General features: G+C 39.9%; 20 protein-coding genes and 3 tRNA genes. 5 read left to right on the top strand and 18 right to left on the bottom strand.

The features are described from left to right. Positions 1-21: 21 nt before the first annotated feature. From DK924_RS08235 to DK924_RS08295, 13 genes are all read right to left on the bottom strand, one after another. Positions 22-97 (bottom strand) — tRNA-Lys (locus DK924_RS08235). Between the two features lie 70 nt (positions 98-167). Continuing rightward, a tRNA-Lys gene (locus tag DK924_RS08240) sits at positions 168-243 on the bottom strand. 171 nt (positions 244-414) lie between these two features. Beyond that, positions 415-1167, bottom strand: coding sequence for a tol-pal system protein YbgF (gene ybgF, locus DK924_RS08245; protein WP_010392784.1), 753 nt, complete (start codon positions 1165-1167; stop codon positions 415-417). A gap of 13 nt (positions 1168-1180) precedes the next feature. Further along, positions 1181-1720: a peptidoglycan-associated lipoprotein Pal gene (gene pal / locus DK924_RS08250; RefSeq protein WP_010392787.1), complete on the bottom strand. Its 540-nt coding sequence runs from the start codon at positions 1718-1720 to the stop codon at positions 1181-1183. A gap of 35 nt (positions 1721-1755) precedes the next feature. Then, on the bottom strand, positions 1756-3114 hold the full coding sequence (gene tolB, locus DK924_RS08255; RefSeq protein ID WP_010392790.1) for a Tol-Pal system beta propeller repeat protein TolB: 1359 nt from the start codon (positions 3112-3114) through the stop codon (positions 1756-1758). Positions 3115-3122: 8 nt separating this feature from the next. Further along, on the bottom strand, positions 3123-4028 hold the full coding sequence (tolA, locus tag DK924_RS08260) for a cell envelope integrity protein TolA (protein WP_109874849.1): 906 nt from the start codon (positions 4026-4028) through the stop codon (positions 3123-3125). A 4-nt stretch (positions 4029-4032) separates the two neighbouring features. Continuing rightward, positions 4033-4464 carry a protein TolR gene (gene tolR / locus DK924_RS08265; protein ID WP_109874850.1) on the bottom strand — a complete coding sequence of 144 codons (432 nt, stop codon included), beginning with the start codon at positions 4462-4464 and terminating at the stop codon, positions 4033-4035. After that, on the bottom strand, positions 4451-5155 hold the full coding sequence (tolQ, locus tag DK924_RS08270) for a protein TolQ (RefSeq protein ID WP_010392797.1): 705 nt from the start codon (positions 5153-5155) through the stop codon (positions 4451-4453). The genes tolR and tolQ overlap by 14 nt, the downstream gene beginning before the upstream one ends. Positions 5156-6045: 890 nt before the next feature. Then, complete coding sequence (ruvB, locus tag DK924_RS08275) at positions 6046-7053, bottom strand: Holliday junction branch migration DNA helicase RuvB (RefSeq protein ID WP_075169409.1); 1008 nt, start codon at positions 7051-7053, stop codon at positions 6046-6048. Positions 7054-7060: 7 nt separating this feature from the next. Then, complete coding sequence (gene ruvA / locus DK924_RS08280; RefSeq protein WP_008114133.1) at positions 7061-7678, bottom strand: Holliday junction branch migration protein RuvA; 618 nt, start codon at positions 7676-7678, stop codon at positions 7061-7063. Positions 7679-7680: 2 nt separating this feature from the next. After that, positions 7681-8205 (bottom strand): crossover junction endodeoxyribonuclease RuvC, encoded by a 525-nt coding sequence (gene ruvC, locus DK924_RS08285; RefSeq protein ID WP_008114131.1) that lies wholly within the window; start codon positions 8203-8205, stop codon positions 7681-7683. Positions 8206-8337: 132 nt separating this feature from the next. Further along, positions 8338-10839 carry an ABC transporter permease gene (locus DK924_RS08290; protein WP_109874851.1) on the bottom strand — a complete coding sequence of 834 codons (2502 nt, stop codon included), beginning with the start codon at positions 10837-10839 and terminating at the stop codon, positions 8338-8340. Then, positions 10829-11542 (bottom strand): ABC transporter ATP-binding protein, encoded by a 714-nt coding sequence (locus DK924_RS08295; protein ID WP_010392805.1) that lies wholly within the window; start codon positions 11540-11542, stop codon positions 10829-10831. The genes DK924_RS08290 and DK924_RS08295 overlap by 11 nt, the downstream gene beginning before the upstream one ends. Here DK924_RS08295 and DK924_RS08300 point away from each other — a divergent pair, their 5' ends adjacent. Continuing rightward, positions 11543-12166, top strand: coding sequence for an arylesterase (locus tag DK924_RS08300; RefSeq protein WP_109874852.1), 624 nt, complete (start codon positions 11543-11545; stop codon positions 12164-12166). Positions 12167-12282: 116 nt separating this feature from the next. Next, positions 12283-12359, top strand: a tRNA-Pro gene (locus DK924_RS08305). 374 nt (positions 12360-12733) lie between these two features. On the opposite strand, the gene DK924_RS08310 is transcribed toward DK924_RS08305, so the two are convergent. Then, positions 12734-13630: a hypothetical protein gene (locus DK924_RS08310; protein ID WP_055013134.1), complete on the bottom strand. Its 897-nt coding sequence runs from the start codon at positions 13628-13630 to the stop codon at positions 12734-12736. A gap of 880 nt (positions 13631-14510) precedes the next feature. Here DK924_RS08310 and DK924_RS08320 point away from each other — a divergent pair. The 3 genes from DK924_RS08320 to DK924_RS08330 are packed head-to-tail and all read left to right on the top strand — an operon-like array spanning position 14511 to position 18156. After that, positions 14511-15992, top strand: coding sequence for a PAS domain-containing sensor histidine kinase (locus DK924_RS08320; RefSeq protein ID WP_109874853.1), 1482 nt, complete (start codon positions 14511-14513; stop codon positions 15990-15992). After that, positions 15989-16411, top strand: coding sequence for a response regulator (locus DK924_RS08325; protein WP_010392817.1), 423 nt, complete (start codon positions 15989-15991; stop codon positions 16409-16411). Before DK924_RS08320 ends, DK924_RS08325 begins: the two co-directional genes overlap by 4 nt. 23 nt (positions 16412-16434) lie before the next feature. Continuing rightward, positions 16435-18156 carry a GGDEF domain-containing response regulator gene (locus DK924_RS08330; RefSeq protein WP_235575599.1) on the top strand — a complete coding sequence of 574 codons (1722 nt, stop codon included), beginning with the start codon at positions 16435-16437 and terminating at the stop codon, positions 18154-18156. A 17-nt stretch (positions 18157-18173) separates the two neighbouring features. Here DK924_RS08330 and DK924_RS08335 read toward each other — a convergent pair whose 3' ends face one another. From DK924_RS08335 to DK924_RS08350, 4 genes are all read right to left on the bottom strand, one after another. Further along, positions 18174-18758 (bottom strand): methyltransferase, encoded by a 585-nt coding sequence (locus DK924_RS08335; protein ID WP_235575598.1) that lies wholly within the window; start codon positions 18756-18758, stop codon positions 18174-18176. A gap of 146 nt (positions 18759-18904) precedes the next feature. After that, positions 18905-19153 (bottom strand): hypothetical protein, encoded by a 249-nt coding sequence (locus tag DK924_RS08340; protein ID WP_008114111.1) that lies wholly within the window; start codon positions 19151-19153, stop codon positions 18905-18907. 91 nt (positions 19154-19244) lie between these two features. After that, complete coding sequence (locus tag DK924_RS08345) at positions 19245-19796, bottom strand: redoxin domain-containing protein (protein ID WP_109874854.1); 552 nt, start codon at positions 19794-19796, stop codon at positions 19245-19247. A gap of 11 nt (positions 19797-19807) precedes the next feature. Beyond that, on the bottom strand, positions 19808-20389 hold the full coding sequence (locus DK924_RS08350) for an NAD(P)H-dependent oxidoreductase (RefSeq protein WP_109874855.1): 582 nt from the start codon (positions 20387-20389) through the stop codon (positions 19808-19810). Positions 20390-20392: the final 3 nt, after the last annotated feature.

Raw genomic sequence — 20392 nt, forward strand, 5'->3', positions numbered from 1 at the left:
TTATAACCATTCCATAAAGAATGGTGGGTCATGATGGACTTGAACCATCGACCAATGGATTAAAAGTCCACTGCTCTACCAACTGAGCTAATGACCCGCTCTGTGTGTTTGTTAACACTTTACGTAAATCCGCCGATTAAAGACCAAACTTTATTAACAATAAAGAATGGTGGGTCATGATGGACTTGAACCATCGACCAATGGATTAAAAGTCCACTGCTCTACCAACTGAGCTAATGACCCGCTCTTTTTGTCGCATTTCGAGTGGGGTTACCATTCGTTTGCTGCGGGCGCTTATAATACTTATTTATAAAATGAGTGCAACCGAAATTGTCTCTTTTTTTAAGTTTTTATGTCTAGTTGAGCAAATTTAGACCGCTTATGACAAAAAGCAGTCTAATCAAGCATCAACATTTATTTTGATAAGCGATCTGTGGCTAGTTTAGCAGCAGTTGTACTTGGGTACTGATTGATTAGCTCATTCAGTATTTTTTGCGCTTCAGCCTTTAACCCTTGCTCTTGTAAAAGTGTACCAAGCTTTAACATTGCATCTGGGCGCTTATTTGAGTTTGGAAATTCGTTAACAACTACTTTGAAATGCTCGGCTGCTTTTACACCGTCATTTTTAATCGTTAATAATTGCCCAAGCCAATAATGTGCGTTTGAGGTGTACACTGAATTTGGATACGTTGTTAAGAACGCTTGAAATTCTGGAATAGCTTGGTCATAGCGCTTATCTTTCATTATAAGCGCAACAGCACGCTCGTACGCTTCGTTTTCAGATAAATCACTGCTGTAGCTCTGATCGCTACCTGGTTGCGTGTAGTCTGTTGTAGGCGCTGGAGTAGCCGGTTTAGCATATGCTTGGCTAACACGGTTTTCTATTTCTTGATAAAGCTCGCGCTGGCGCTGCAATACCTTTTCAAGTTTATAGCTTTGCTCTTCGGTAACACCGCGAATTTGACTCACTTCATCTTGCAGTAAGTTAAGCTGTTGCTGTAACTCTACTTGTAAGAAATTACGTTGTTGCATCATACTTTCAAGGGTTGCTAAACGCTTTTCAATGCTCGACTGTGAACTTGCAGCTTCTGAAACAGGAGCGGGAGCAGCCATTAACTGGGTGCTCCCGCTCAATATCATGGCTGCCAAAATAATTTTCGGCTTCATAATATCTCTTATCTTAGTAAACTAGTACCGCACGGCGGTTTTTAGCGAAAGCTTCTTCAGTGCGAGATTTAACCATTGGTTTCTCTTCACCGTAGCTAACTACTGACATTTGGCTTGCAGAAACACCTAAGCTTTGTAGGTATTTTTCAACTGCTTGTCCACGGTGCTCACCAAGTGCAATGTTGTACTCTGGTGTACCGCGCTCATCTGCGTGGCCTTCGATTAATACTTTAACAGAAGGGTTTTTAACTAAAAACTCAGCGTGTGCACGAAGTAGCTCGCCGTATTGACCTTGAATCGTTGCAGTGTCAAAACCAAAGTAAATGATTTGCTCTTGACGAAGCGCTTCGTACTTTTGACGAAGTTGCTCTTCTGCTTTTTGCTCTGGCGTCATTGTTGCTACTTCAACTGTATCAGTTGTTGTTTGCTCAACAGTTGCTTGGTTAGACTGGTTAGCTGCATTTTCATCGATATCTGAAGATGAGCTACAAGCTGCTAGCGTCATTACTGGCACAGCAATTAGCAGGCCTTTAAGTATTTTGTTAAGTTGCATTGAGTAGATTCCTATTTTGAGTAAACCAGCAATTATTACTGTAAATATGGCGACCAAGCCGGTGCCTTCACTTGTCCATCAAGCACAGGTAAGCGTGCTTTAAAACGGCCGTCCATCGATACTAGCGCAAGTACCTGTTTATTATTATGGAGCGTGCTGTATATAATCATCGAGCCATTTGGCGCTATGCTCGGCGATTCATCAAGGCGAGTTCGAGTTAAAACTTGGAACGCACCTGTAGCCAACTCTTTCTTAGCAAGATGATACTGTCCGTTAGTACGGTTTACCATCACTAATTCTTTTCCGTCTGGCGAAATAGAACCCGCTAGGTTCATGTCACCATCAAAGGTTAATCTTTGAGATCTGCCAGTTTTTAAATTTAACTTATAAATCTGAGCATTACCACCCCTTTCCGACGTAAATACTATATCTTGACCATTTGGGTACCACGAAGGTTCGGTATCTATACTACGATGGCGTGTTAATCGCGTCTCTTTACGTGTTAGTAAGTCTAATAAGTAAACCTCAGTTGCACCAGTTTTATCTTTTGACAGCACTAACAGTAGCTTTTTACCGTCTGGCGAGAACTGCGGCGCACCGTTAATTCCTTTATAGCTGGTGATCAATTCACGTTTACCGGTATAAATGTCTTGAATAAAAATTTGGCTCTGGCGATTTTCGAACGTTACATACGCTAATTTAGTCCCATCGGGCGACCATACTGGCGACATTAGCGGCTCTTTTGAGCGCAATAACACTTGTTCATTAAAGCCATCATAGTCGGCAACCACTAACTGATACGGCTTTTCATCAGTATCACGTACAATAACATAGGCTATTTTTGTTAAAAACGCGCCTTTTTCACCAGTTAGTTTTTCATAAATCACATCACTAATACGATGCGAGTAACGACGAAAACCGGTTTCACCAATCACGCTTTGACGCGCTTCTAAAATATGGTCTTGGCTTTGAACCAGCTTACCGTTGCTCATCATTTGTGTTTCACCGCCAGTGATTTGGCCGCGAATAACATCAACCAACTCATAACGCACTAAATAGCGTCCATTGGTTTGCTGCTCTACTTCACCAACCAATACAGCCTCGACACCTTTATTAACCCAGGCACCGTAATCAATATCAGCATCTTTGTGAGGTTGTTGTGGCATTTGCGACACACTCACAGGCTTAAACTTACCGCTGCGCATTAAATCGGCAGCAATTACATCACTTAGCTGCTGTGGAATAGGACCAATACCTTGGTATTTAAATGGCACAATCGCAATCGGTCTTGCGCCGTCAATACCTTCAGTAATAACAATTTCAAGTGCCGCATGTGCAACACCCTGAAACCCTAATATTAAAACTAAACAGGCTATTTTAATTTTGTTAAACATGTCATCCCTTAAAACTCTGGCGCGATGGTTATATTAATATTCTTTAGTTGCTCGAATACGTCTTTATCTTTAGATACCGGTAATGTGTCAGCCATGCGAACAGCTCTTAATGCAGCCTCACACACTAACTTATCACCGCCTAAAGATTTAACTTGTGTTACCAGCCCATTAAACCCAAGACGGATATTAATGCGGCATTGCTGGTTTTTCATTTTTTCATCAATTAATAAGTTTTGTTGAATACGCGCCATAATTAATGCGCGGAATTTATCAACTTCACTCACTACTTGCTGTTGACGTATTTTATTACGTGCCGCCTGCTCTTTGGCAAGCTGCTCTTGCAGCATTTGCTCTTGAAGTGCTTGTTGGCGTTTACGCTCAGCTTCTTCAGCGCGCTTTTTACGCTCTTGTTCGGCTTTTTTAAGTGCCGCTTCTTCCGCTTTGCGTTTGTCTGCAGCCGCTTTTGCTGCGTTTTCAGCCTCTTGCTTTTGCTTTTCGGCTTGCTTCGCTTTTGCTCGCTCGCGCTGTTCTATTTCACGGGCTTTTTTAGCTTGTGCTTGCGCTTCTGCGGTTTCTTTCTCTTTTGCTCTGCGTTGCTGTTCAAGCTTTTTAATGCGTCTTGCTTCAGCTTCACGCTGTTTACGTGCATCGGTTGCTCTGCGTTCTAAATCGCGAATACGTTTATCTTCAGCACGCTTTTTATCATCTTCTTTCTTTTTAAGCTCAGCTATTTTTTGCTCAACTTGCTTTTGATCAATCGTAACCGCCGAAACCGCTTTCTCTGGCTCAGGAATAGCCGCATTAAGCGTTACTTCCATTACTTTAGGTTTAGGAGGATGAATGTTTGCTGACGCATACAAAAACCCACCTAACGCTAAATGCAGTAATACTGATTTAATTAGTGAACTACTCATACAGCTACTTGGTCCCCTCAAAGGATTCGGTCATTAACCCTACCGACGGTACACCTGCATTTTTTAAAAAGTCCATTAACAGTAACACTTCCTGATACGACACTTTACCCGAGCCTTTGATCATTACAGGCACATCTGGGTTTTTCATTAGTTGCAGCTTAATTACTGCTGCTACATCTAATGCTTCCATTGGCTCCTCAGGATCGGTACCTACACTCACATAATAGTTACCATCGGCATCAATAGAAGCAATAATGGGTGGCGTATCTTTCGTATCAACTAAGTCCGACTCTTCCATTTTTGGTAGGTCTACTTTTACACCATGAGTAATTAACGGCGCGGTGGCCATAAATATAATAAGCAGCACCAACATTACATCAATGTATGGTACTACATTAATTTCTGCGACTGGGCGACGCTTTTTACGATGATACATTCGCTTGAGCCTCTATTTGGGTAGCTGCTTGACGGTGTAAGATATTGGCAAATTCTTCCATAAAGTTAATGTAGTGAGATTCTAACTTTTCAACTTTATTAGCAAATCGGTTATAAGCAATAACAGCAGGAATTGCAGCAAATAAACCCATTGCTGTAGCAATTAACGCCTCTGCTATACCAGGAGCAACCATTTGTAAGGTTGCTTGTTTTACTTCACCTAGAGCAATAAAGGCATTCATAATACCCCAAACAGTACCAAATAAGCCGATGTAAGGGCTAATTGAACCAACTGTTGCTAAAAACGATAAGCTTGATTCTAGTTTTTCAATTTCGCGAGAAAGCGCAACCCGCATTGAACGGTGTGTGCCTTCCATTACAATGCCCGCACTTTGAAAGGTATTTTTTTTATGACGTGCAAACTCTTTAAAGCCTGAGGTAAATAACGCCTCAATACCAGCAGACTGGCCACCGCGAGAAGAAATTTCGTTATATAGTTTACTTAGGTCAACACCAGACCAAAAACGTTGCTCAAATTTTTTGGCATTTGCTAAGGCGTCAGAGATGGCTTTTTTACGTTGAAAAATAATAGCCCATGACATAACCGACATAGCAACCAACGCTAGCATTACTAATTGCACAAGCAAACTGGCTTCTAGAATTAGATCTAAAAAATTAAGCCCTGATCCCACGTTAAACTCCTAAATAATTAAAAACATCAAATTGATTTATTTGAGTAAGGTAACTTAGCAATACATTAGCCACCATTAAAGTTTTGCTAGTGTATCTAGTGTATTTACTGCTGACAACGATATTGCTGTGAATAGACAACAAAAAACGTTAAAAAAACAGCTTTACTCAATATTTACTACTTAACTCTTGTTCTACTGTATAAATAAATAACAACAAAGCTTTATGGAAGCACGCTTAGTTTCACTAAAGAGTGACAGAAATGCGCTGTTTATTCAAAATTAATGCATAAGCACTCATAACCAGCACATGCTTACCTTAACGTAATAGTAAAACTAATACCGAACGTTAATATGTTAATATACATAAACAAAGCATTTCATTAACTTATAGAATTAATGATTAATTAACATGCAACAATAAGCAAAAACAAAAAACCGCTGCTATTAGTTTTTTTAATCTGAAAATATAAATTTTCTAGTTTGAACAAATTGTGTCGCTTCGGTATTATTCTCCCATACCGAGCTAGCGCATTAAATGAAAGCTATTTCATTGAATCCAGTTCCTCGTAATATGATTTATTTCGTATTACTTTTTTACTTCTTGGGGTATGACCTCAATAAGTAAAACGTAGTTCCCTAGATTACTTCCTTAAACTTGTTGTTTGCCCGCATTTTTTGCGGGCTTTTTTTTGCCTACAATTTATCAAACCATCTCAACTCGGGCTAAATAAGCAGTCGAACAATAGCCTGATATGTCTTAACGCTCAGTGAATTATTGGCAAAGTAAAATACGTAATGTTTGCGCATAAAAAAAGCCACTGTCGTTAAAAAGACAATGGCTTTAGTATTTAACCTAAGCTCTGGATAATAAATCTATCTCAAGCTGCTAATTAGTCTTGCTTGGGCAGTAAACCAAAATGATGATACGCATTATCCGACACTATTCGTCCGCGAGGCGTGCGCTGAATAAATCCTTGTTGAATTAAAAACGGTTCAATCACATCTTCTATGGTTTCTTTTTCTTCGCCTATGGCAGCGGCTAGGTTGTCAAGGCCAACCGGGCCACCCATAAATTTTTCAATAATGGCGAGTAAATATTTGCGGTCCATGTAATCAAAGCCGCTTTTATCAACATCAATCATATCGAGGGCTTGCTGAGCTACCTCGGCATTAACTGTACCATCTGATTTAACTTGGGTGTAATCGCGCACACGGCGCAATAAACGGTTTGCAATACGTGGTGTGCCACGAGAGCGCTTGGCAATTTCTGCCGCGCCATCGTCACACATTTCTAAATCAAGGTAATGCGCTGAGCGCCCCACTATATGCGACAAATCCTCAACAGAATAAAACTCTAAACGCTGTACAATACCAAAGCGGTCACGCAGTGGTGAGGTTAATGAGCCCGCACGCGTGGTTGCGCCAATTAAGGTAAATGCAGGTAAATCAAGCTTAATAGAGCGTGCTGCAGGCCCTTCACCTATCATTATATCGAGCTGGTAATCTTCCATTGCAGGGTAAAGTATTTCTTCTACTTGTGGGCTTAAGCGGTGAATTTCATCAATAAACAGTACATCACCTTCTTCAAGATTAGTAAGCAATGCAGCTAAATCGCCAGCTTTTTCAAGCACAGGGCCAGAGGTGGTTTTAATGTTTACATTTAATTCGTTGGCTACAATATTAGCAAGCGTGGTTTTACCTAAGCCTGGCGGGCCAAATATTAATAAATGATCCAACGCTTCACTGCGGCTACGCGCAGCTTCAATAAATATTTCCATTTGTTGCTTAACATGCGGCTGACCACGATAATCGGCCAGTAACTTAGGCCTAATAGCACGATCTATGGTGTCTTCATTGGTTTTTTCAGCAGCATCTATTAAGCGATCAGCTTCGATCATAATTTACTCACAGCATTGATTTCAAAGATTCTTTAATTAGAACCTCAGTCGACATATCGGGTTTGCTTACTGATTTTACTGCTTTTTGCGCTTGTGGCAATTTATAACCGAGCGCCACCAAAGCCGAAACTGCATCATCGGCCGCATTATTAGCTATAGTTGCATCGCTCGCAGGCTCTATTACGGCGCTGTCGCTAAATGGGGTAAATAAGTCGTTGCCCCAATTTTTTAATCGGTCTTTCATTTCGAGCACTAATCGCTCGGCGGTTTTTTTACCTACCCCTGGCAGTTTAACCAAGGCCGTAGCGTCTTCATTATTTACGCAACTTACAAACTGCTGCGCCGACATACCCGACAAAATAGCTAAACCCAATTTAGGTCCTACGCCATTGGCTTTTAACAGCTCTCGAAATAAGGCTCGTTCGGTTTTATTATTAAAGCCAAACAATAACTGTGCGTCTTCGCGTACTACAAAGTGAGTGTACACAATGGCGTTGTCGCCCACTTTGGGTAAATCATAAAAACAGGTCATTGGCATTTGTACTTCGTAGCCAACGCCACTCACTTCTAATAATATTTCTGGGGGCTGTTTTTCAACTAACACGCCGTTTAAGCGACCTATCATTGTTATTTCCTTAGACGTCCTCTAACGGTTTTGCTTGCGCTACCCGCTAGTTTTATTAAATTTTGTTCAGAGTGAGCATGGCAAATTGCAATCGCGAGTGCATCTGCTGCATCGGCTTGCGGCGTACCTGGCAGTTTAAGTATATTTTTAACCATATGTTGTACTTGCGATTTATCTGCTCCACCGTTACCCACCACGGCTTGCTTTATTTGCCGTGCAGAGTATTCAAACACCGGTAAGTCGGCCATAGAGGCCCCCACAATGGCAGCACCACGGGCTTGCCCAAGCTTTAAAGCAGAATCGGGGTTATGTGCCATAAATACTTTTTCTATGGCAAAGGTTTCAGGCGAAAACTGCTCTATAAGCTGCGTAATACCTTGGTATATCATTTTAAGTCGGGTGGGAAAGTCATGATCGGCTAATTTAATACAGCCACTGCCTAAGTATGTAAACTTAGCACCTTGGTGCGCAACCACACCGTAACCCGTTAAACGCGAGCCCGGATCGATCCCTAAAATAATGGCCAAACAGCACTCTCATTATTGTTATTTATTAATAATGCTAATAATGCCAGAGCACTGTATAAATTACCAGTACCAAGCCAAAACAAAAATGCCTACTTAAAAAGTAGGCATTTAAACTCTATTTGGCCAAAAAGTTTACGCCAATGCGCGCACTAAGCCTTGGGTGTTTTGTTTGAGCGTACGGGCAATCATAAAATAACCTAAACCTGCTACAAACACGCCACCAGCAACGGGGCCAATAATCCAAATATTTGGATGCAGCTTACCCGCCAAATCAAACATTTGCTGCTGCACTATTAACAGTGCAATATCACTGAAAAATGCAGCGACCAGTCCGGCTAAACCGCCAAGCAATAAAAACTCATATAAAGTAGCATTTTTTATTAATCGACTTTTAGCGCCTAATGTACGCAATATTACGATTTCTTGCATGCGCTCACCTAAGCTTGCTTGCACCTGCGATATTAGTACCAACGCACCACATAACACCACAATAGCCAATACAAAACCAATGGCTAACGACACTTGCTCAATAGTCGACTGTATTTGCTTAACAAAATTATCTACATCAATTGCTGTAATGGTGGGGTATGTACGTAATAACTGGCTAAAGTCGCGCTTTTGCTCAGGTTCAATGCGTACCGATGAAATATAGGTTGCCGGAAAGTCGCTAAGTACATCTGGGCTTAAAATAATAAAAAAGTTAGGCTTGAGTGTGGCCCAATTTACTTTTCGCACACTGGTTATTTTAGCATCAAACGACTGCGCACCGATTAAAAACGTGAGGGTATCGCCTAATTTAACATCGAGGCGCTGCATCATCGACTCTTCCAGTGAGGCCTCGGCAACGGCGTCATCGCCAAACCACTGGCCATCGATAATGTCATTTTGCGAAGGGGCTTCGTCAAGCCAGGTTAAATTGAGCTCGCGGCCAATGCCTGAGCGGGCTTCTTCGTCTTTTTTCTCGTTATCTTGCAGTGACACTTCACGCGCAACCGCTTCACCGTTGACGGCATTTACGCGACCACGAATAGTCGGGTAAAACTCCGACACCTGAATGCCTTTTTGTGCTAAATATTCATTAACTGGGTCCAGTTCATTTTGCGTAATATTCACTAAAAAGGCATTAGGTGCATCACTTGGTAATTGTGACTGCCAATCAGAAATAATATCGTTTTTAAGCACAATTAAAAATAATAGTAATTTAATCGCTAACGAAAAACTAATTAACTGTACTGCATTAACATTGGCGCGCTTTTGAATAGACGCAATAGCCAAAGACCAGCTGTTACCCGGCTTTAAGCCAAGCTTGCGGCCACCGCCAAATATTAACTTAGAGATTAAAAATAACACCAAAATAAGCGCAAGCGTTGAGACAAACAAAATAAGCGTAATTTTTATGTTATTACTAAATAACCACATTAATAAAAACACGGTGAGTGCACTTAGCCCTAAATGAATTTTACTTACCGCAAGGCGATCACCTAAGTTACGGCGAAGTACTCTAAGCGGTGGAATATCAAATAAATCTAACAGTGGCTTAATAGAGAACATAACCGCACAAATAACCCCTGTGCTAATCGCCACCAGCCAAGGTTTAAAACCAGCCATGGGCAGTTCAGTGCCCATACTTTTAGCTAAATAACCGGTAGCCACCTCTTGCAAGCCATAGCCAATAGCTAGGCCAACAACCACCGCCATAGTACATACCATTAATAAGTGCATAAGGTAAATTTTACGGATCATATCGCGGCTGCCGCCTAAGGTTTTCATCATTGCGACTGGGTCGTATTGACGCTCACAATAGCGCTTAGCCGATACAGCAATAGCAACCGCGGCTAAAATAATCCCTAGCAAACCGGCTAATAACAAAAAGCTTTCAGCTCTATTTAAGCTATTTGAAATAGGCGATTGACGGTCTTTAACACCATACCAATTTTGGTTTTCTTTAAGTTGCGGTTTTAGCCAATCGTAAAAACTATTTATGTCGCTTTCATCACCTGCATACAACTGGCGGTAAAATACACGGCTACCGGGCTGTATTACTTCAGTTTTTGGTACGTCGTCAATATTAATAAGTACCCTGCGGCTGCTAGAGAACACATTAAACGGCGCATCGGGTTCTTCAACAATCACCTTTTCCACATTGAATAACGCGGCACCTAGCTCAACTTGGTCGCCTACGTTTATATTTAAACTATAAAAAACCGATTCACTTAACCACACGTTACCGGGGGTTGGTGCACCTGGGGCAACTTCTGTTTCGGCGTTTAAGCCCGACTTAACCTTTAACTGGCCTTTAAGCGGGTAACTGTTTGACGCAGCTTTTACTGAGCTAAATTGCATTTCATCGTTTGCAAACAGCATAGTGTCAAAATACACCATTTGCGCTGTTTCAAGGTTTTGCTGTTTAGCTTGAGTAATATAAGCGGTATCTATGGCATGGTTGCTGGCCAATACCCTATCAGCGGCAATAAAGGCACTGCTTTTTTGTGCAATACTTTGTGCGATTCGCTCAGTCACCATAGATAAAGTAAGCACCGTTAGCACCGCTAAAGCGATGGCAGCACTTATCACGGTTAGTTCACCACGGCGAAACTCTCGAGAAAATAGTTTAAGTGCTAATTTAGCCCACATTTGCCATTTCCTCAGTTGAATTGTGAACCAGCTCACCGGCTTCAATCTGAATAATACGTTCACACTTTTGCGCCAGTGCTTCATCATGGGTAACTAAGATAAGCGTTGTGCCATTTTGCTTATTTAAATCAAATAATAACGACTCAATCATATGGCCATTTTTGCTATCTAGGTTAGCTGATGGCTCGTCGGCAAACAGTATTTTAGGCGAACCCACAAATGCACGAGCAATCGCAACTCGTTGTTGCTCACCACCAGATAACTGCGACGGGTAATGATCAATGCGATGGCTCAAGCCAACTTTTTCAAGTAACGCGAGCGCCTGCTCTTTAGCATCATGTTCACCTGCAAGCTCAGCAGGCAGCATCACATTTTCAAGTGCGGTTAAACTTTGCACCAACATGAAAGACTGAAATACAAAACCGACTTTAGCGGCTCTCAGTGCTGCTCGCGCTTCTTCATCTAACTTGTGCAAAGGCTCACCATCTAACATTACCTCGCCACTGCTGGCGGTATCAAGCCCTGCTAGCAAGCTCAATAATGTAGACTTACCAGAACCCGATGTGCCAACAACAGCAACAGACTCACCATGCTTGACATTAAAGCTGATGTCGCTGAGGATGGACAACTCACCTTCGAAGGTGGAAACCACTTTAGACAAACCATTTACTTGAATTATATTTAATTGAGAAAGCGCTGACATATGACTCATTCAATCCTACGTTGTGTATTCATTTTATTTTTAGTTATTAACCCACTACACGCGGCAGCTAACAACACGATTTTAATACTTGGTGACAGTTTAAGCGCAGCCTATGGCTTAAAACAAGAACAAGGCTGGGTGCAATTGTTACAAGATAAATACGATGACGAGCAACGCAATATCAACTTAGTAAATGCCAGTATTAGCGGCGAAACCACCGGCGGTGCATTGCGCCGATTAGACGCGCTACTTGAGCAATATCAACCAACTCACGTACTTATTGAGCTCGGTGCTAATGACGGCCTGCGCGGTTTTCCAATCACTAAAATGCAAACTAACTTAACCGCTTTAATTGAAAAAAGCCAAGCTGCAGATGCACAAACCGCACTTATGGAAATATATATTCCACCTAACTATGGCCCACGATACAGTAAAATGTTCACCGATAGCTTTACCAGTGTTAGTGAAGCCACTAACTCGCATTTAATGCCGTTTTTTGTGCTTAAAGTCGCAGGAAAAAACGAGCTAATGCAAAACGATAACTTACACCCTAACAAAACTGCCCAACCAATACTACGAGATGAAATGTATAACACGATCAACCAGTGGTTAAATAAAGACTAAGGCCGTGTAAAACACTCCGCGCAAGTGCTTAAAACTAAGCGCTTGCGCAATAAACATCCAAACAAACAAAAGCTTATTGATTTTTTTATAAATACACGTACTATTGCTATCGAAGTCGGTATGTGGCGCAGCTTGGTAGCGCACTGTCATGGGGTGGCAGGGGTCGAGAGTTCGAATCTCTCCATACCGACCATTTAAATCCTTTCATAATTCTATTTATTCAATAAAAACTGCTTTCCTTTCGTACTACCTAATTTAATACAAAAAAATATCGCACATTTATCGCACTAACTAATCTATTAAAATTATTCCTGCTTTTTGATTTCAGAGGTATTTAGATTATCTGACGCCACAGTTAAATACTTTTCAAATAATAAAGAAGCACATACCTACTTTTAATTTTTGATGTATTGGTTAGAGGTCATTGATATGCAGTTATGAGTAGATGCTAAGTAGCCGTAATGTCTGAAGTTTAGGCTTAACTCTTTTACTCTATTAAGTTAAAGAACAATTCTGTTAAAAAAACGACCTAAGGGCTAGATCGTTCTGTAATTTGTATAGTAAATTTTATCTAGTGTATGTACAAATATATTTATCAAGATTTTTGGTTGCACAAGTGACTCTCCCTCCAGTCTGAGCACCCTCACTAGAAGTTGAAGTAAAAGACACTCCAGCTCGTTTTGCCGCATTATAGAAATCTACAAATACATCAGCTCCACCCTTGTCAAAATCATAAGATTCAGCGTTTTTAGTATCGAAATTAGGCTTTACTTTATTTAAATCGACGTCGCTACCACGTTCAAAATCCCAAATTAAATCCCCATTAATCACTGCATATAGAGAAAAAATTGCGGTACTTCCATCACTAAAACTAACTTGCACCATAATCTTGTCTACATTTAACAATCCTGAGACTTTGTCTGTTGCGTTTGCAAAATTAGTAAGATCATTCCTGAGATTAGTATTTCCATTATAATGTCTTGCAACTTTATTTTGAATAGAGCTTGAACCAACTAAATCCCATACGCTTCCTGCGATTTCAGACGGCACTTCATCAGCCTTAAGTGATTGTACAGACATCATTACTTGCTTCTTAGCATCAGATAAATTGTAGAAATTATTTAAAACACTTTGTTCTACATTATGGTCTTTAACAGTGACTGAATATGTAGGTACTTTTATACCTTTCATCTTCCCTCCACGCCCATCGGGTTCACCACCAGTCCCAGTAAGGGTTTTGTAACCGCTAAACCTTTTTGAAACTTCGAACTTTTTAATAGTTAATGCTTCTAGATTCATTACGTAAACATCGCGGGTTTTATCAAGCTGAGCATTTGACTTCGCTGAAGTTTTAAACTGCTCATAAGAAAAACAAGTTGAACACTCTGTTGTTAAAGATTGTTCATTAGCTATCGTTGAACTAGAAAAGATACATAGAAGAGATGCGAAAATTACCTTTTTCATTTATTGTCCTTAATCTGTACTACTTTAAAGTTTAAGGTAAATATATTTAAAATAAAAATCAACAAAAGGGGTACAAATACTCATTTTTAACTCACTAACTTTTTAACTCTACATTTAACTAAATAGACTAACATGCTCCATTTCATTGAATTAATTAGCTTTTAATTTCACACTATAGCCTACTCTCCAAAATAGAAAAATAAAGAGATTCAATCTTAAATTCATAGCACTGTTATCACTCTTAACTATCTTCGAAACTTATATAAAATTAGCATTTTTAAAAACCACTACATTAGCTTATTGCGCCAATAAGTATCGCAATTAAAAACCACTACATTAGCTTATTGCGCCAATAAGTATCGCAATTAAAAATCGCGACAAAGCTGCTGCTGTTTGTATTAAGACTTAAAGCAAAGTTTATTTTGGTTGCCAGTGGTACACATAAATAGGTGTTTGGTAGAACCCTTTAAGCTTAATCACTTTAGTTGGTTTATATAAAAGCAAAGCTAAAGTGTTACTCACAATGGTGATGTTTTTAAGCACGTTTTGTTTTAACTTTTCTTCAAGCGCTACCATAGCGCCTGGAAACAAGTAACACACTAGCGTAGACACAGTACGAAATCAGCATTTTTGAAGTCTTTGCAATAGAGAGTAAGATTATTTAAACACTAACTATATTTAGTAATCACTAAAGTTAACACTCCCCACCCAAAACTAAATAAATCAATGCACCCTTTTCAACCATAATGACTCGCTAAAATATAAGAAGAAACTATTAAAATGAGCATTTAAATAACATGATCTTCCTCTAAATTTGCTGTTCAATACTTGTTCGACTATTACTATATTATAGGAACTACATTTACTTGCGGGATGCTTGATGGACCTTAAAAAAGTAAATAAAAAATCTAATTCACCTAGTTCAAATGTAAATATGGACGAAGCCTTTTTAACTCAACTAGTTAGTTGTTTACCCATGGGGGCAATGGTAGTCAATACCGATGCTCAGATCCTTTTTGCCAATAGTCAACTATCTGAAATACTGGGCTATGAGGACTCAGAACTAATAGGGATGAATATAGATAGTTTACTTCCAGCGCAATTTAAAGCGAACCATACCCACTTGATGAGTCAGTTTTTTGCTAACCCTCGAAAACGATTAATGGGTGAAGGCCGTGAGTTATTTGCGAGTCAAAAAAATGGTAAGCAAATCCCAATCGAAATAGGTTTAAATCCGATACACGGACAACAAGAGTTAGTTTTAGCCACACTGGTTGATATATCGCAAAGGCTGCGCGCTAACAATATGTTTCAACGCTCTATTCAAGCTGCACCTCATGGTGTGTTAATAGTAGACCAAGCGGGCATTATTCAAGCGGTTAATCAATCGTTATGTAAATCTTTTGGCTACAGTGAAATAGAGTTACTCGATAAAAAAATGGAAATGCTATTACCGCATCGCTATCAAGGGCACCATTCAGCACTTCGCCATTCATTTCATCGTGAACCCAGTGTCAGAAGTATGGGAGTAGGCAGAGATTTAACCGCCTTACACAAAGACGGAAAAGAATTCCCAGTTGAAGTGGGCCTGAGTCCTTTTATAAACACCAGTGACGAAGACATGGTATTTGTGTCGTTGTTAGATATAACAGAACGAAAACGAATGGAAACCGAGTTAAAAGAAAATAACACAAGTTTGAAGGAGTTTACCTATGTGGCTTCTCATGATTTACGCTCTCCATTGCGGGGTATTTCAAACTTAATTGAATGGATAAAAGAAGATTTGGGCACTACCACGCCTGAAGTAGAATATAACTTAACACGTATTGATGATCGTATTCATAAAATGGAGACGTTAATAGATAATTTATTGGCCTATGCAAGAGCAGGCAAAGCCACTCTAGATACTCAAGTAATCGATATGCATAAGTTAATTTCTAACGTTACCGAACTGTTAGATTTACCGGCTGGAATGAAGCTTCATAAAGACATTCAATTAGATACCATCGTCACTGCATGGACGCCACTTGAAACCGTGGTCCGCAATTTATTAAGTAACGCTATTAAACACCACGACAGTAAAGAGGGAACTATAGAGATTCGTTGTGTAGCAGAAAATACGCTTTGCCATATCACTGTGACTGATGATGGCCCCGGTATCCCAACAGAGGCTTACGAGCGTATTTTTAGTTTGTTTCAAACAACCTCTGATGATAAGTCGGGCTCAGGTATTGGGCTGTCTATTAGTCGGCGTTTGGCACAAGCTCATGGTGGGAGCATTTCAGTAAGCTCAAATGAACCGCAAAAAGGGTCTACATTTCATGTGTGGTGGCCTCGCTTTGCAAGGAAAGAAAATTTATGATCAAAAATCTATCTATACTGCTTGTTGAGGACGACGATGTTGCCGCGGAAGCCGTTACAAGAAGCCTAAAAAAAGTGGATCCTAAAATTAAAATAATTTGGAAACAAAACGGAAAGCTGGCACTAGATGCGTTACGAGAAAAAGCGCAACAAAAAGAAATATCAGAGCCCTACTTAGTATTGCTAGACCTGAATATGCCAGTGATGAATGGCTTTGAATTTTTAGAGCATATTCGTAAAGATGAAAAATTAAACGATACCGTTGTATTTATACTCACGACCTCCAATGAGGATAACGATCGTACTCGCGCGTACCATAATAACGTAGCAGGTTACATGGTTAAACATGCAATTGGCCCGCAGTTTGCCAAATTAGCGACACTTATGGATGCTTATATACATGCCGTTGAGCTTGAATAAGCCATTTTGCAAGAGATATGGATATGATAACTTCAATAGATAATTTTGAAACCTGCGACAGTATTAAACTACTCATTGTTGATGACGATGCGGTTGATAGAGAACAAATACGCCGTATGATATCTCGCTCTAATATACAGGCTAAAATTTCAGAAGCATCTTCTATTGAAAGCTCTATGTCTTACCTTGAGCATAGGGAATTTGATTGCGTCATAGTTGATTACCGATTAGGTATCGGATCGGGGCTTACTCTGCTGGATAATATTAGAAAGTCTGTAAATAACCACTGTGCTGTGATTATGATCACGGGCTTAGGGGATGAAAAAATAGCAGCAGAAGCTATGCGCCTAGGGGCAAGCGATTATTTACTTAAAAATCAATTAAAAAGCGATCAGTTGATACACTCTATATCTAGTTCCATTCAACGCGCAAGCTTAGAAAAAAAACTTCATAACATGGCACATTACGATAGCCTAACAGGCTTAGCAAGCCGCCCAATTTTAATTGATCAACTTCAACAGGCCATTACATCTCAGCAAAAGCTCGCCGTTGCCTATTTAGATTTAGATAACTTTAAACCCATTAATGACAAATATGGTCATGAAACCGGTGATTTCGTGTTGAAAACCATTGCCCAAAGGCTACAAAACACATTACGCAAGGAAGATACACTCGCGCGTATTGGTGGAGATGAGTTTATCCTTTTATTAAGAGGGGCTGCGCACACAATACAAGAATATGAGATTCTGTTACAAGACGTGCTGATTGAGGTAAACGATCCGATAAAATTAGCAGAGTTTTCGTGCTCCGTTCAAATTTCAGTCAGCATCGGCGTTGCACTTCCCAGTGATGATGGCTTAACTTGTGATGACATTTTACGAAGGGCCGATCAAACTATGTACCAAGCAAAAAGATCAGGAACAAACCGGATTCTGTTTTTTGATCCAGAGGAAGAAAGCCTAAGGCATGCAAGACATGATTTGTTATTGGCTGCTGAAAAAGGCATTGCTCGTAAAGAGTTTATTCTACATTATCAACCAAAGGTAAATTTAATGGATCACCAGTTGATTGGCGTTGAAGCCTTAATACGCTGGAATCACCCTACTTTGGGTTTACTTTACCCTGGTCACTTTTCAGAGGCATTAGAGCACCCACACATTGGTATATTAATTGGTGAATGGGTACTTGCTGAGGCCTTAAAACAACATAAAATTTGGACTAGAAATCATCTTTCTATGAGTGTAAATATCTCTCCAGCTCATTTACTTAGTGAGGGCTTTGTTGAAAACCTCAGAGAGTTACTCATCAGCACTAATAATATAAAACCAAAAACCCTCGAATTAGAAATTTTAGAGAGCACCACCATTGGAAACGTTGACCAAGCAGTCGACGTTCTCAATGGCTGTAGAAATTTAGGTGTAAGTATTGCGTTAGACGACTTTGGTACAGGTTACGCCTCTTTGAGTTACTTAAAAAAATTACCTTTAGATACATTAAAAATAGATCAAAGCTTTGTTAAAAAGCTCCTATCAGACCATGAAGACAAGTCCATAGTTACGTGTATCGTGGCGCTAAGTAAAGCATTTGGGTTTAACCTAATAGCAGAGGGGATCGAGTCGCAAGAGCTCGAAAAAGTACTTATAGATATGGGTTGCTATCATGGGCAAGGCTATTATATTGCCAAACCAATGTCTGCAGATAACATGAACTTATGGATAAAAAATATGACATCAACTAAACACTGACCCTAAATAATATCCCTCTATTTGGATTGCCAATGATATACATAAATTGGCGTTTGGTAAAAATCTTTAAGCTTGATAACGTTAGTTGGTTTAAATGAAGGTAAAGCGAAAGTGTTACTCACAATAGTGATTTTATTTTTAACTTTGTCATGCTTTAACTTATCTTCAAGCGCTACCATACCACCAGGAAACAAGTAACATACCAAAGTAGACGCAGAGCTAAGATCGGCATTTTTGAAGTCTTTACGATAGAGGGTAAGATTACCTAAACCCAAACTATATTTAAAAAGCACTGAAACCATCCAAGGAAACCACGATAACTCATAGCCAATAACCTGTTTATTAGGCTGATTTTTGGCAACCGCTATAACGAGCGTCCCCCAACCTGAACCCAAATCAATTAATGCGCCTTTTTCATCCATGCTTATTGCATTAAGCATAGTTTGGCGCGCTTTGCTTGAGCTCATCATCGGTGAAATTCCCGTTTTTAGCGTGCTCCAAATAATAGATAAAGCTATTAGAAGAACTAAAAAGAAAAGTCCGATAGCAATAAAGTCCATACTAACTAACACCTGATAACGGTTGAATATTGATGATTTCACCTGAGCTATTTCGCTTTTACATAATAAAACTAGTGAAACCATTACATAGCGTGCCATTTGTGTAAATTTATTTTATATTTAACACCTGTTTAAAATAAACCACAAAAAAAGCGCCATTTGGCGCTTTTTAGATTAGTAGCAAGGAATTAATGCTTACGCCCTACGCCGTTGCGCACCATGTCTTGGCCGCTTTGGAAAATCTCTTCGGTAATTTCGCGTGCTAATAAAAGTTGTTGCTTGTCATCAAACACGGCTACAAAACGGCTGCCATCGGCATTATTGGTCGCCATACCCACGCCTGCTACGCCGGTTAAACCTAGGCCGCCGTTTTCAACTTGCAGTAAAAAACTTTCAAGTTCAGCGAGTGTATCGATTGCAGTTAGTTTGTTTTCCATTATGGTTACTCTGTGTTGCTCGCCATAGCGAGTCTGTAAATAATATGCAGTTATTTTACAGATCATAGTGGCAAACTTAAACCATCAAACATTAACCTTTATGCATTCCACGAATAGGGTAATTATTATCAGGGTTTTTAATCCAAGTTATACCTCGCAATAAAGTAGACAGATCTGGTCTTACAAATGGATTATTTGAGATATCAACAACTTGTACTGTACCGTGTTCATTCACTACATACACAGCAGGCTCAGCAAATAAATGGTCTGTTTCTTGAGCGTTGCGAGGTTGAGAAACATACAGCCCTAACGCATTCATTTGTTCAGGCTTTAATTCAAACGCAATGGGGTAACTCACTGATAACTTCTCTTTATGTGTTAACAACTGCGCTTCGCTGTCGGCCGATACAGCAATTAAAGAAACTCCAATGTCTTGTAATGACTGTTTAATTTCTTCTAACTGATTTAGATACTGCGTACACATAGGACAATGCTGGCCACGATACACAACCACCATTTGCCAAGCAGCGTCTTGCTGGACACGCCCTAACTCTACTTCGTTACTATTTAGTACAGGGCAATTAATCTTTGGGAAAGGACTCCCCGGAAGAAGTTTATTTGTATACTGTGATGCATTAGTCATTGTGTTTCCTCTCAAAAGTGTGTACTTATATGTGCTTTAAAGCGCGCTAAGTCAGTATCTATATCGGCGTTTTTCATAACATCAAAACAAGCAATGGTAGGCATTGCTGTCATACCAAAAAACTTAAAGTTCATATGCATTGGGAACATTAAGTCGTCAACACTTTTACCATTAAAAAATTCTTCTGAATTGTTAAATGACTCCTCTGGTGCGTTAAATGTGAGTGACATCATATATTTAGTATCTTTAAGTGTGCCACCTGTGCCATAACCGCTTTTTGGGTCGTCCTGGTGACGACCATCGCCATTACACATGGCGCCACCCATACCGGCTGTATACACCTCGTCCATATATCTTTTAAACGAAAATGGCACGCCCATCCAGTTAATAGGTGATTGCAGTAAGACAACGTCAGCCCATTGATGAAGTGCTAATTGTGCCTCTACATCAATACTATCTGTCATAGTTACGGTTTTAACTTCATGGCCTTTTTCTATCAGTATCGATGATGCTACATCAACTAGGGTGGCATTTAATTTGCCCTCTGAAAAAGAATAATATTGGTGTGCATTTATAATGAGTACCTTACTCATGTG

The sequence above is a fragment of the Pseudoalteromonas sp. meg-B1 genome (assembly GCF_003173795.1).
Taxonomy (GTDB): Bacteria; Pseudomonadota; Gammaproteobacteria; order Enterobacterales; family Alteromonadaceae; genus Pseudoalteromonas; species Pseudoalteromonas undina.